Source organism: Flavimarina sp. Hel_I_48 (assembly GCF_000733945.1).
In the GTDB taxonomy this organism is placed as follows: domain Bacteria; phylum Bacteroidota; class Bacteroidia; order Flavobacteriales; family Flavobacteriaceae; genus Leeuwenhoekiella.
Genome location: NZ_JPOL01000002.1, coordinates 3,033,276 through 3,047,205, shown reverse-complemented (window position 1 = coordinate 3,047,205; position 13,930 = coordinate 3,033,276). Strand labels below are relative to the sequence as shown.

The following is a 13,930-nucleotide window of genomic DNA, read 5'->3' as shown; positions in this document are numbered from 1 at the left end:
CAAAGTATAAAATAATGAATGCGCAAAAATAGTTCAACGCAATACTAAAGCGGAAAATATTACGTTTTCAGAACATAGTATCTGATTTTGACAGACTGCAAAATTCTTTAATCGCTTGATTATTTCTTGTGAATTAGTATATTGCAGCCCCAAATTTGCTTATAAAAGAAACTTAAAAGATGAATAGAAATCTTGTTCAAAGAACCTTTGTTGTAGGCCTTTCGGCACTTTTACTTACAGCATGTGGTCGCAAAAATGATTACAAAAATTCCTCAAGGGCAACCGGATGGAGCATTAATGATAGGGATGGAGGTTTTCAGGCGAATACAGATTATAAGGAGCAGGAAGCTGCCCCAGGTCTTGTTTTTGTAGAAGGAGGAACATTTACAATGGGACGTGTTCAGGACGATGTAATGTACGACTGGAACAACAATCCCACGCAACAGCACGTACAGTCTTTTTATATGGATGAGACAGAGGTGACCAATCTCATGTACCTTGAATATCTTGATTATCTAAAGAAAGTATTCCCCCCCACAGAGGCTAATTATAGAAATATTTATTACGGTGCCCTTCCTGATACATTGGTATGGCGTAACCGTCTTGGCTTCAATGAGACCATGACCGAAAATTACCTGCGACACCCGGCATATCGCGAATATCCCGTCGTTGGAGTAAGCTGGATACAGGCTGTTGAATTCAGTAACTGGAGAACAAACCGTTATAACGAACTTTTGTTAGAGCGTGAAGGCTATACGGCAAAAGGTGCGAAATATACCTACGATGCCGAGGCAACTTTTGATACAGATACGTATTTACAGGCGCCTACCCTAGCTTATGGAGGTAATGACTCTATTACCCGTGGAGGAAGGGAATCTGAACGTCGTGAAAAAATGAACACTCCACGTTCAACAAACGATTCTGACTCAACTGCGGCTAGTAATATCTATGTTCAAATGAGCGATGGTATTATCTCTACCACAAAATACAGACTTCCTACGGAAGCAGAATGGGAATACGCAGCTCTAGGTCTTATAGGACTACGTGAATACAACGCATATAGAGGACGTAAAAAATATCCATGGGATGGTTCTTACACCAGATCTGGAAACCGTAGAACACGCGGCGATCAATTGGCAAACTTTAAACAAGGCGCCGGTGATTATGGTGGGATTGCAGGTTGGTCTGATGATAATGCAGACATCACGGCTGAAATAAAATCATACGCCCCTAACGACTACGGACTTTATGATATGGCCGGTAATGTTTCTGAATGGGTTGCAGACGTTTATCGCCCCATTATTGATGATGAATTCAACGATTTCAATTATTATAGAGGTAACGTTTATACGAAGAACGCTATCAATGAAGATGGTAGTGTAAAAGTATTGACCACCAGTGAGATCGTTTATGATACGCTTGAAAACGGAAAAATCGTTGCCCGCAACCTTCCTGGACAGATTTTACAGGTTCCCATTACAGAGGATGACACGTATATGAGAACCCAGTTCACCGAAAGTGATAACCGTGACTACAGGGATGGTGACAAACAGTCCTCGCGCAATTTTCAGGGTTACGATGAGAATGCTGACCGTATGTATGATTCTCCCATCAATAATGTAAGCAGTCAGGATGGGGAAATGGTTCGCAATTATGATAAAAACAATAACCGTACTACCCTTATTGATAATGAAGTTAGGGTTTACAAAGGTGGCTCCTGGAGAGATAGGGAATATTGGTTAGACCCTGCGCAACGTCGCTATCTACCTCAAACCATGGCTACAGATGATATTGGTTTTAGAAATGCAATGTCCCGTGTAGGTTCTAAATCCACTTCTAATAAAACACCAAGGAATTAATAGCAATTAATAGGAAAAACTGCTAAAAAAGCCCCAAAATCTCTCGATTTTGGGGCTTTTTTAGTGTTTTGCACATTATTTGAATCTTTTGCAGAGGGAATTTCCAGAATATTTTTCAGTGTAGCGAGAACGTATTCCCTTTGCAACCCTTAACCTTTTACTAACTCCTTCCTGGTTTGAATATCCTACTTTTGCAGCTTACAAGAAAATTATGGATTTAGCACAGGTACGGTTAGTCGTAAGCGATATGGATGGGACGCTTCTTAATAAAGATGGAAAGGTAAGTGACCGCTTTTTTTCACTTTATGAAGAGCTACTTGATCTGGATGTACATTTTATCGCCGCAAGCGGAAGACAGTATTTCAGCATTATTGATAAATTGGAGCCTATAAAAGACGGGATTACCGTAATTGCTGAAAATGGTGGGATTTCACAGCGCAAAAACGAGGTTCTACTTACCATGTCGCTCAATAGGGATACCGTCAAATTGTTGATAGAAAAAATACGTGGATTAGAAGATGCGCACATGGTTCTCTGCGGGAAGAGACAAGCCTACGTAGAATCAGACCACTCTGAATTTTTATCCATCTTTCCAGAATATTACGTGCGATATGAAAAAGTAGAAGATCTTATGCAAGTTGTTGAAGATGACGAATTCTTTAAGATTGCGGTCTACAGTTTTAAAGGTTCAGAAAATTCTACTTTTCCAGCCTTTAAAAATGATGATAGAGATATAAAAGTTAAAGTTTCTGCAGAAAACTGGCTGGACATTTCAGATACTAAAACAAATAAGGGCAAGGCGCTTAAACATGTTCAAAAACTTCTTGGTATTACAAAAGAAGAAACGCTCGTGTTAGGAGATTACAACAATGATCTTGAAATGATGGAAGAAGCGCATTTTAGCTACGCGATGCAAAATGCGCATCCCAATATACTGCAAGCGGCTCGTTTTCAAACCAAAAGTAATAACGAAGAAGGCGTTGAAGACGTTCTCGAAGAGCTTATTGCGGCGAAGAAAAAAGCATTAGCTGCCAAAGGCAGTTAAGACTAAACGTCTTTTCCCTCCATGATTACGATGCTCGCAGAGATAAATGCCTTGCCAGGTGCCCAGATTGAGTTTGCCGTTAGTTATGGGCAAGGTCACGGAGCTTCCCATAAGCGATGCCTTGATATGCGCTGGCATGTCATCAGGACCTTCTAAGGTGTGCACGTAATAAGGAGCATTCTCAGGAATCATTTTATTGATATGGCTTTCAAAATCTGTACGAACACTGGGATCTGCATTTTCATTAATGGTTAATCCGGCGGATGTATGCTTTATGAAAACCTGCAATTGACCCAAAGTGATTTTTCCTATCTCATGGAATTGTGAGGTGATTTCTGAAGTAATAAGGTGAAAACCCCGATTTCTTGCGGCAAGTGCTATTTCCTTTTGAAAAAATTCCATATAAAAAATTGAGCTTAAAGGTCTTAAAATTGGTTATTTTCGGCTTAAAAACACGACAAATGCAACAAATTGCCGTCTACTAAGTTTATTTTAAATTTACATAAATATTACAGGAACGGCAGTACAAATACAGGCAAAACTATGGGAGCAATATTAAAAGTCAAACAACTTCATGCACAATGGGAAACAGCAGATCCCTTTCTTTTCTGCGCTTTTCATAATGATGCCTATCCCAGAGGAAATGAACAAATGGGGCCACAAGCTTCATTGGCCGGGCGCAGCCTGGGTCAGGATTTTGTTCAGAAAGAAGGTTGGGCGATGTATCATGGCAGGACCGTTCCCGGTTTTCCTGCGCATCCTCACGTAGGCTTTGAAACCGTTACCATTGCTGAACACGGCTTTGTAGATCATTCTGATTCCTTGGGAGCTTCTGGACGTTTTGGACAGGGTGACGTACAATGGATGACCGCGGGCAAAGGTGTGCAGCACAGTGAAATGTTCCCACTGATCTACAAAGAAAAAGAAAATCCATTGCTTTTATTCCAGATTTGGCTCAACCTACCAGCTAAAAACAAGCAGGTAGAACCTTATTTTGGCATGTTCTGGCATGAGAATATTCCCGTAGTGAACGTTAAAGATACTTTAAACAAAAATACGGAAATCAAAATCGTTGCCGGAAACTATGAAGACAACGCTGCTTTAAAGCCCAACCCAGATTCCTGGGCGGCAAATGCAAAAAATGACGTTAATATCTGGATCATTTCCATGGAAGCAGACGCTACATTTACGCTCCCCACGGCATCCCCGGAAGTTAATAGATCACTTTATTTCTTCGAGGGCGATCAATTGCGTGCGGAAGATTTTGAAATCCCGCCCATGCACCGCATTATCGCCGATGCTGCGGAAGAACTTACCCTTAAAAACGGATCAAAACCGGCAAAACTCCTTTTATTACAGGGAAAACCCATAGGGGAACGCGTAGTACAACATGGTCCTTTTGTAGCCAATTCAAACGAAGAGATCAACGCCGCATTTTCCCGTTTCCGTGAAAGTGAATTTGGAGGTTGGCCGTGGCCCAGTCCAGAACATACGCATGTTTTAGATGCAAAACGATTTGCGATATTTCCTGACGGCAAAGAGGAAAATCCTGGATAAGATCTGTATTCCGAAATTACTTTTAAAGTATTTTTTAGATTAAAATTGCACTTTATCGTATTTATATCATATTTTAGCGATATTATATGCTTTAGGTATGTGCAATTTTCAATCTATGTCGAAAAAAACTACATTCAATTGGGGTAAGATTATTTTCTTATTCTTTCTCCTTCCGGTTCTTTGCAATTCTACCCTCAACGCGCAGTGCGCCGGGGAAGATGCGTCTTTCAGTTATTGTTCTAAAGAAAATGGCCAGTTTCTTGATCTCTTTGACCTTTTACAAGGTAATCCTATACCGGGAGGTGTCTGGTCTGATAATGATCAGGACCGTGGCTTAAATACAGAAACAGGACAACTGGATACGTATGCCATAATGATAGGGGGTATTTTTGAATACACCTACACCGTTAATGGTGACCCCAGCTGTCCAGATAATACTTCCGTTATTACCCTTACGTTAGGTTCTTATGCGGGGCGGGATAATAACAACGCAGTAGTTTGTGCCGATGCAGGCAATGTTAATCTGTTTCAGTTCACGGGAAGTAGTCCTAGTCCTACCATAGATGGTAACTGGACCGCGATGAATCTACCTGATGAAGTACTAAGCGGCGCCAATAACCGGTTTTTTGATGTTTCTGGCACCATGCCAGGGAGATATGATTTTATGTACACTGTTCCCGCATATGGCGACTGTCCTGCCACCTCAAGCACTGTGGTTCTGGAAGTTGCCGAAACACCAGATTCTGGAACTTTTGTGCAGCCCGTTTTTTGCGAAAGCGACGATCTTTCCAACTTTACAAATTACAATCTTCGTGATGTGCTTGTAGGTGAGGACCCAGGCGGCGTCTGGACCGAAACTACTACAACTGCTGAAATATCTGGACCTAACGATTCCAGGATCAATATAGAGCGGCTTAGAAACACTCTTGGTCCGGGCACCTATTCTTTTATCTATACCGTTAATCCCATCAACCCTACGTGTGCTTCCAGTGCCACCACGGTTACAATCCTTATAGAAGATGTTCTGGACTTCTCATCAGCCGCACTTAGCGTGACACTTCCGGAAGATCAGGAAGCAATTTGCGTTGCTGATTTGCCTATTGATGCCACCGGAACATTGACCGTTGATCAAACTCAGGTACCTGACGGAAACTATGACATCACTTACACGGTACGTAATGGTCAAAATTCTGGTACCGAAAGCTTAACACTTAATTTTATCCAGGGAACAGCCGATTTTGCAATAAATCCTGATTTTTTCACAAGTGCCGGTGATGTTATTGTAGAAGTTACCCAGATTGTTGATCCCAATACACAAACCAATTGCCAGGTACCCTTAGGGAATGTCAGCGATGGTTTTACCATTAACAGCCCTCCAGATACTTCTGATACCGCGCTTACGGTTGTTGAACCTGTTTGTTTTGGCGAAAGCCTTAGTGTCTCGCTCAATGACATTGACAATACAACTATTGAACTGCAGGATGGTATTTATACTATTACCTATCAATTAACGGTTCAAAACAATACGCAGACGCAACAGGGAAGTATAGAAGTCACGAACGGAACAGCTGGCTTTTCGGTTCCTTCAAGCCTTATCGCTAATTCTGGAGACGCTATGCTCACCCTTACCGATATTACAGGGGCAACGGGCTGTACAACTACGGCCAATCTTTCTGATACATTTACTATTTCACCAAGACCAGATGCAACAAACCTCCTTGTTGCCATTGATGATGTATGTGCCGGGGAAACAATTACCGTAAACTTAAACAACGGAGAAAACACAGCAATCGCTGACGGTAATTATACGCTCACCTATTCACTGAGTGGGGCAAATACCCTAAACGACCAGGAAATCACTCAATTGTTATTCACTGCTGGTACTGCATCTTTTGATCTTGCCAGTGAAAATTTAGAATTGGGGACTTCAACCCTTACCATAACAAATCTGCAAAATGAAGGTACCGGCTGCGATGCCGTTAATTTAAATGAGCCTGCAGCTACTTTTAGCATCTCCCCCTATCCAGATTTAACTGCCAGCGCTTTAACTATCGCTTCGGTATGTGAAACGCAACCGGTAAACCTCATCATTACCGATAGTGAAACTAATATTCCTAATGGGATCTATACGCTAGGATATGCTCTTGAAGCCAATAGTGAAAGTGATGATTATACGGCATCCATTGAATTTATAGGTGGAACCGGATCTGTCACCCTTCCTTCTGAAGCTGTTGCACTCCCCACTTCCTACACATTACAATTGAATTCTTTTGAAAATGAATCTCAAAATTGTCCGGCATTGGGTCTGCCTAAAAGTGTTTCTTTTGAGATTTATGAAAATCCTGATCTCAATAATGCATCACTAACCGTGAACTCCGTATGTTTCCCAGAGCCGGTAATTGCAGATCTAAGCGGTGCTACCCTTGACGATGGCGAGTATACACTTACGTATAACATCACCGGTTCAAATACGGCTATTGATGAACAAATAACACTTGAATTTGTTGATGGAGCAACTTCCTTTACCATTCCGGAGGAATTCCTTCAAAATACGGGTGCAAATAGGCTGGAAATTGCCAATATTCAGAAGGAAAACGATGATTTAACCTGCGTTACGGAAACATCACTTTCAACAACGTTTGCCGTGAATGCATCACCCGTTCTCGATGATACCACATTGAGTCTTGCAGACGCACTTTGCCTGGGAGATGCTGCGACTGTAAATGTAACTTCTGCAACAGGAAACCTTTCTGATGGCACATATTCTTTTACGTATTTGCTTTCAGGTGATAACACCTCTGGTTTTCAATCCCAGGAAGTGAAAATTGATGGTGCAAGCGGCTCATTCAGTATTTCTGAAACACTATTGACAAATGCCGGCAACACAGACCTTACGGTTACTAATGTTACGAATACCATTACCGGTTGTACCACAGATCCAGAAAATCTAGATTTTTCCTTTTTAATTTCCCTTCCCCCAGATATGACCGGCGCATCCCTTACGGTAGCAGATTTTTGTGCCATAAGTGGAAACCAGACGGTAACGGTAAATGCACCATATTTAACAGATGGAATTTACGATTTCACCTATTCGCTAAGTGGCGCAAATACGGATAATGATACAGCAGACGGACTCAATTTTACCAATGGCAATGGCAGCTTTGAACTGCCCGAAAACGCTCTTACGAATGCGGGCGAGACCACCCTCATGGTCACTGCGGTCAATTCAGAAAACTGTAGTTCCGAAAATTTAACTATAGCTACAACATTTACCGTAAATGCACTTCCACAGCTTACAGCGCAGAACATTTCAGTAACGTCGGTTTGCTTAGGGGAAAACACAAGTTTCATTATCAGTGCAGCTTCAATTGAAGATGGCTCGTATTCACTTGTCTACTCGCTGAGCGGTGCGAATGAATTGGAAGCTCCACCATTAATGATCACCATTTCTGATGGAGGTGCTACCTTTGACATCTCTTCTAATGAAGTATCTAATGCTGGCACCACAATATTCACCGTACAGTCGTTAACCAAACTTAACACCGGCTGCGAGAGCGTAACAGCAGTAAGCACCAGTTTTGAAATCTATCCTATACCAACCCTGGAGTCTGATGATATTAACGCGATGGATATTTGCATAAACGAAGCGGGAATGCTTTCCGTTAACAGCAGTTCAGGTCTTGTAAATGGAAGCTACACTATTACGTACCAGCTTTCCGGAGCAAACAACAGCAACGCTACTACCACGACGCTGGATATAAATAATGCATCAGGTATACTTGAAATCCCTTCTGGTCAGCTTATAAATACTGGCTCGACCACAATAAGCATTGAAGAAATAGTTAGTTCAACAGGTTGCAGTTTTATACCAAACAACGCAAGCGCCAGTTTTGAAATTTCATCCAGACCTGATGCCAGTGGCCTCAGTCTAACAACTGAAAATATATGTTTGACAAGCTCGGCGGAAGTCTTTATTTCCGGAGCTACAAATCTGGCAGACCGGGAATATATAATAACCTATCAACTGGAAGGAGCTACGACACAGACTCAAACGGAGGAGGTACTATTTGTTTCGGGCGATGCACATTTTACAATAGCTCCTTCCGTACTTGAAAATGCCGGAAATACCACAATTAGCATTATAGGACTTCAGGATTTTGTAACCCAGTGCGGTGCAGCAAACCTGGGCGACAATGCTATAATTTTTGAAGTCCAGGACCCTGAACCGCCTGGTATTGCTTCTGATGGAAATAGGTTCTGTATCAATGATGACCCCACAGTTTCAGACCTTCTCAATAGGTTATCGAGTACCGGTACCCTTGCTATTTATGATTCTGAAACAGGCGGAAATACCCTTGCGGGCTCAACACAACTCGTAAACAGGAGCACCTATTACGCTACCCAAACCAGCAGTCTGGGCTGTGAAAGCAGCGAGCGACTTGCCATTACCGTAGACCTTACGGCCTGCGATAACATTTTTGTTCCAGAAGCATTTTCCCCTAATGGAGATGGGATCAACGACCGCTTTATAATACAAAATATAGGCGTTGTCTACCCAGACTATACCATTGAGGTCTTTAACCGAAATGGGAATGTGGTATTCAAAGGCAACGCGAACAGCGAAGCATGGGATGGCACGGCAAATCAAAACCAACTGGGTAATGGCGTCTTGCCTAACGGTGTTTACTTCTATATTATAAATTATAACGACGGCGCGACCGCGCCCGTTCAAGGCAACCTCTACTTAAACCGATAAAAGAATAGTTACGATGAGAAAATTGATTCAAAAACTTATGTTTTTCACCGCTACTGTTCTGGTTTTCCAGTCGGCGAGGGCACAACAAGATCCAGAACTCACGCAGTACATGTACAACATGAGCCTGGTAAACCCGGCATATGCTACCGCAAATGATGGCGTGATGAGCTTAGGTGCACTCTACCGTGCACAATGGGTAGGAATAGATGGCGCGCCAACAACTGCGACCTTTTTTGCCCACGCTCCCATTAATGACCGCATAGAAATGGGCGTAAACCTAATTCATGATGAGATAGGCGATGTAGTGAAAGAAACGAACCTAAATGCAGATTTTGCATATAAACTGAAATTGTCTCCCGGCACCAATCTGGCCTTTGGCCTAAAAGCGGGTGCGACCTTCTTTAATACAGATTTTACAAGACTACAGTTGGGAAGTGGCAGTTCTTCAACAGACCTGGCGTTTGACCGTGATATCAGTCAGACCTACCCTACCCTTGGCGTAGGATTGTTCTATTTTAGCGATCAGTACTACCTGGGTGCTTCTGCTCCTAACCTTTTAAATTCAGAACACATTGAAGAGCGTGATGGAGTGCGTGGTTTTGGCAAGGAAACGGTTCATTATTTTCTTACCGGCGGTTATGTATTTGACCTCAATCCCGAAATTAAACTTAAACCTTCGTTCATGGCGCGTGCCGTAGAAGGCGCTCCACTGAGCTTAGACCTGAATGCCAATGTGCTCTTATATGAAAAGTTAGAAGCTGGAATAGGATACCGCGTAGGGAATGCAATTACCGGTCTTGTCAATTTTGAGGTGGCAGAGGGCCTGCGCATAGGTTACGCGTATGATTACACCACATCAAATCTTGGCAAATACAATGACGGTAGTCATGAGATCATGTTGCTCTTTGATCTCAAATTTTTAGGGTTAACGCCCAAGTATTCCAAATCACCCCGTTTCTTTTAGATCAAAAGCCAAATTTTTACAGAAAATCGTCCATTATGATTTACAAATATATAAGCTTTCTCGCGTTGTTTTTTATACTGCAAACAGGCTGGAGCCAGAAAGCGGTACTGCAAAAAGCGAACAAAGCATTTAAGGAGAAAGATTTCTATACTGCGATAACTGCCTATAAGGAACTGGACAGTTTAGATATAACGCTTAAGATAAACCTGGCAGACAGTTATTATCAAACAGGAAATATGCGGGAAGCCGAAAAAGCGTACAAAGAGATTTACGACGTTGACTCCGCTTTTGAAAGTGAGGTACTATTGCGGTATGCCGATGCCGCTAAAGCGAACAATAATTATGATCAGGCCAATGCATTATTGTCGCAATATGCAGGAAAACCGGTCAATATAAAGCAAAAACTGACTAAAAACAGTGAAAACCTACCGCTTTTACTGGATGTGCAGCTACTGGATGGCGGCTCAGATTTCACCTCTTTTGGCCCTGGCCTTTTAAACAACCAACTCGTATTTTCTTCTGATAGAAATATGGAAAGGCCAATTTATTCCCGCACCAATCAACATTTTTTAGATCTGTATACCGCTGAGGTAAATGGCAATAATTTAAAAAACATCAAGCTTTTTTCCGAAGCAATAAACACACCCGTTCACGAGGGCAACGCCGTTTTTTCCAAAGATGGTAAAACCATGTATTTTACGCGTACAAATGACGATTTTAAGCGTATGGACGGTGTTAAAGTGGCCGTTTTACAGCTCTTTAGCGCAACATTTGCTGATGGGAAATGGCAAGATGTACAGCGCCTGCCCTTCAATTCAGACTCTTATTCCCTTGCACATCCAGCATTGAGTGCAGATGAAAAAACCCTTTATTTCACCAGTGATATGCCCGGGGGCTTTGGAGAAGGTGATATTTATAAAATTGAGATCCTGGCCGATAATTCCTTCGGAAATCCAGAAAATCTGGGACCTATGGTAAACTCTGAGCTACAGGAACAGTTTCCTTATATTGACAATGGTGGAAACCTTTATTTTGCCTCAGACCGCATTGAAGGGCTGGGCGGGCTGGATATATACCGTAGCGATAAGGATGGTGACACCTTTGCCGAGGCATACAATTTAGGGCAAGGCATAAACAGCAGCCGCGATGATTTCTCACTTATTTTTGAAAAGCCAAACGCTACTGGTTTTTTCTCTTCAAATCGTAATGGAATTGATAAAATCTACAGTTTTAAGGCAATAGATAACAGAACCAGGGAACTGGCCGGAATAGTTATCAATACCGAAACCGAAAACCCCTTAAAAGAGGCGGAAATCACCCTAAAAACAACGGAAAATGCATCTAAAAAGCTCAAAACCGATGGCAATGGCCATTATGATTTCAAGGTAAAACCAAATAATTCTTATACGCTTGAGGCGCGCCTGAAAGGTTTTAAAACCCTGTCGCGCCAAGTAGTGATTGTTACAAATAGCGAACTTCAAGTAAGTGTCGACCTCGCTCTGGAACCGCTTAAAGATTTACTTGTAAAGCAAAAAATGGATAATATTTATTTTGATTATGATCTAATTGAGATACGTCCAGAGGCTGAAAAAACCTTAAATAGTTTGGCAGATTTCATGCTTAAAAACCCTGAAATTAGAATAAACATTGGTTCTCATACAGATGCGGTGGGTTCCAGTTCCTACAACAATAAACTTTCGGCAAAACGTGCGGAAGCCACAAAAGATTATTTGATAGCTAAAGGTATTGAAGGCAACCGTTTGACTACTGAAGCCTACGGTAAAGAACATCTACTGGTAGAAACACCTGCCCAGGGCAAAGGTGCCAGAGAGGAAAAAAACAGGCGAAGTGAGTTCAGGATAATTGAAGAATAACGTACAGATACAAAAGCTACGCGGTATCCACAAATTTTGAAAACCAGCTGTAGAGTTCACCTTTTGTTATGTTGGCCCCCTGTTGTATGAGCGCAAAAATATCGTTATTGCGGTCATCCTTCAGTATCTTGCTCGAGGTGTATAAATTCACGGCATCTTCCATAAGATTGGTCTGAAGCCACGCGTAACCTTCATCTGTGGTAATATCAACCATAGGATTTTCAATCTTTATTGAAATTAGGTTGATCGTGGTTCCATCTATTTGAAAAAGGAACATGTGCTGAGGAGAGAAATGTTCAAGGTATTCCACTTTCTCCAGGACACCTTCCCAGATAAGATCGCTAAAGACATCGAGTTCCTGTTCGGCGGTTTCGGGTTTGTCTTGTTTAATGCTGGACCATTCTTCTGCGGTGATGGATTGTGCTGCCAGAAAGTTGATGAATTCTGGTTTTAATTCTTCAAATTGCTCTTTGCTAAGTCTTTGATATTTCATTTTAGAAATAGTTTTTTGATAAATAACGAACTCTTGATTTTAGGTCAAAAAAAAAGCCTCCGCATCGCGGAAGCTTTTACTTTATCTTAGGATCGATTAAGAATCTGCTACCACATCAAAGGTAAAATCCTCTATCACCTCACGGTGAAAACGAAGAGATGCTTCATATTGCCCAAGACGCTTGATAGCGCCACCGGCGATGGTAATATATTTCTTATCAATCTCAACACCTTCTTTACCTAGTGCATTCGCAAGATCTGCGCTTGTGATTGAACCAAATAATTTATCTGCTTCACCAGACTTGGCACTGATTTTAATATCAATACCCGCTAGTTTATTAGCTTGTTTTTGTGCTTCGTCAATGACTTTCTTGTCTTTATAAGCACGTTGCTTTAAAGTTTCCGTGCGCACCTTTTTTGCTGAAGGTGTGGCCAGGATCGCATGCCCACCAGGAATGAGAAAGTTCCTTCCGTAACCGTTTTTTACAGTTACCAGATCATCCACAAAACCTAGTTTTTCTACGTCTTTTCTTAATATAACTTCCATACCTGTCTTTTTATTTTAATAAATCTGCTACATAAGGCAAAAGTGCAATGTGACGGGCACGTTTTACGGCCACTCCCACTTTACGCTGATATTTGAGCGAAGTTCCAGTAAGACGGCGTGGCAATAATTTACCTTGCTCGTTTATGAAGCCCAAAAGCCAGTCTGCATCCTTATAATCTACATATTTGATACCAGAGCGCTTGAAGCGACAGTATTTCTTAGGTTTTGAGGTCTCAATCTTTAACGGGGTCAAATAACGGATTTCCCCGTCCTTTTTTGCCTTTGCTTGTTGCTCAATAGATGTTGCCATAATTATGCTTTTTCTTTGTTTCTTTTTCTACGTTTTACAGCCCATTCTACAGCGTATTTATCCATCTTGACGGTAAGGAACCTCATAATGCGCTCATCACGCTTAAGTTCCAGATCAAGGTTTGTGAGCACTTGCCCATCTACCTGATATTCGAATAGGTGGTAAAAACCACTTTTTTTGTTTTGGATCGCGTAGGCTAATTTTTTTAGCCCCCAATCTTCTTTAGCAATCATCTTGGCGCCTTTAGAAACAAGAAGGTCTTCAAATTTCTTTACTGTTTCCTTTATCTGGTCATCAGATAAAACGGGATTCAAGATGAAAACAGTTTCGTAATTGTTCATATTCAGTTATTTGTTTAAAAAATGAGTGCAAAAATACTATAAATACCCTAATTTAACAACACTATTGACCGAAAATCGTTTAGTATTATTATATTACTCGTCTATTATAGGTATTTTCTATTTTAACGTTTTAAAAAACCGATCAAATGCACCGTTGGGTTGTTTAATAACTTAATTCTGTTTAG

Annotated in this window: 11 protein-coding genes; 6 read left to right on the top strand and 5 right to left on the bottom strand. The window is 41.5% G+C overall.

Annotated elements, in window-relative coordinates:
- The first annotated feature begins 179 nt into the window (after positions 1 to 179).
- Positions 180 to 1,859, top strand: a complete 1,680-nt coding sequence (gene gldJ, locus P162_RS13270; protein ID WP_031428013.1) for a gliding motility lipoprotein GldJ — start codon at positions 180 to 182, stop codon at positions 1,857 to 1,859.
- 211 nt (positions 1,860 to 2,070) lie between these two features.
- Positions 2,071 to 2,904: a Cof-type HAD-IIB family hydrolase gene (locus tag P162_RS13265; RefSeq protein ID WP_031428011.1), complete on the top strand. Its 834-nt coding sequence runs from the start codon at positions 2,071 to 2,073 to the stop codon at positions 2,902 to 2,904.
- Here the strand turns inward: P162_RS13265 and P162_RS13260 are convergent.
- Positions 2,884 to 3,306: a secondary thiamine-phosphate synthase enzyme YjbQ gene (locus P162_RS13260; protein ID WP_031428009.1), complete on the bottom strand. Its 423-nt coding sequence runs from the start codon at positions 3,304 to 3,306 to the stop codon at positions 2,884 to 2,886. The genes P162_RS13265 and P162_RS13260 overlap by 21 nt on opposite strands.
- A 141-nt stretch (positions 3,307 to 3,447) precedes the next feature.
- Here P162_RS13260 and P162_RS13255 point away from each other — a divergent pair, with 141 nt between their 5' ends.
- From P162_RS13255 to P162_RS13240, 4 genes are all read left to right on the top strand, one after another.
- Complete coding sequence (locus tag P162_RS13255) at positions 3,448 to 4,461, top strand: pirin family protein (protein WP_031428007.1); 1,014 nt, start codon at positions 3,448 to 3,450, stop codon at positions 4,459 to 4,461.
- A 115-nt stretch (positions 4,462 to 4,576) separates the two neighbouring features.
- Complete coding sequence (locus P162_RS13250) at positions 4,577 to 9,217, top strand: gliding motility-associated C-terminal domain-containing protein (RefSeq protein WP_031428005.1); 4,641 nt, start codon at positions 4,577 to 4,579, stop codon at positions 9,215 to 9,217.
- A gap of 13 nt (positions 9,218 to 9,230) precedes the next feature.
- Positions 9,231 to 10,181 (top strand): type IX secretion system membrane protein PorP/SprF, encoded by a 951-nt coding sequence (locus tag P162_RS13245; protein ID WP_031428003.1) that lies wholly within the window; start codon positions 9,231 to 9,233, stop codon positions 10,179 to 10,181.
- Positions 10,182 to 10,216: 35 nt separating this feature from the next.
- Entirely contained in the window at positions 10,217 to 12,055 is a 1,839-nt protein-coding gene (locus tag P162_RS13240) for an OmpA family protein (protein WP_031428002.1), read from the top strand.
- Between the two features lie 16 nt (positions 12,056 to 12,071).
- On the opposite strand, the gene P162_RS13235 is transcribed toward P162_RS13240, so the two are convergent.
- From P162_RS13235 to rpsF, 4 genes are all read right to left on the bottom strand, one after another.
- A complete protein-coding gene (locus P162_RS13235; RefSeq protein ID WP_031428001.1) occupies positions 12,072 to 12,548 on the bottom strand; it encodes a DUF6495 family protein in 477 nt (158 codons plus the stop codon).
- Between the two features lie 96 nt (positions 12,549 to 12,644).
- Complete coding sequence (gene rplI / locus P162_RS13230; RefSeq protein ID WP_031428000.1) at positions 12,645 to 13,094, bottom strand: 50S ribosomal protein L9; 450 nt, start codon at positions 13,092 to 13,094, stop codon at positions 12,645 to 12,647.
- 10 nt (positions 13,095 to 13,104) lie between these two features.
- Entirely contained in the window at positions 13,105 to 13,404 is a 300-nt protein-coding gene (gene rpsR, locus P162_RS13225) for a 30S ribosomal protein S18 (protein ID WP_031427999.1), read from the bottom strand.
- Between the two features lie 2 nt (positions 13,405 to 13,406).
- Positions 13,407 to 13,745, bottom strand: a complete 339-nt coding sequence (gene rpsF, locus P162_RS13220; protein WP_031427998.1) for a 30S ribosomal protein S6 — start codon at positions 13,743 to 13,745, stop codon at positions 13,407 to 13,409.
- Positions 13,746 to 13,930: the final 185 nt, after the last annotated feature.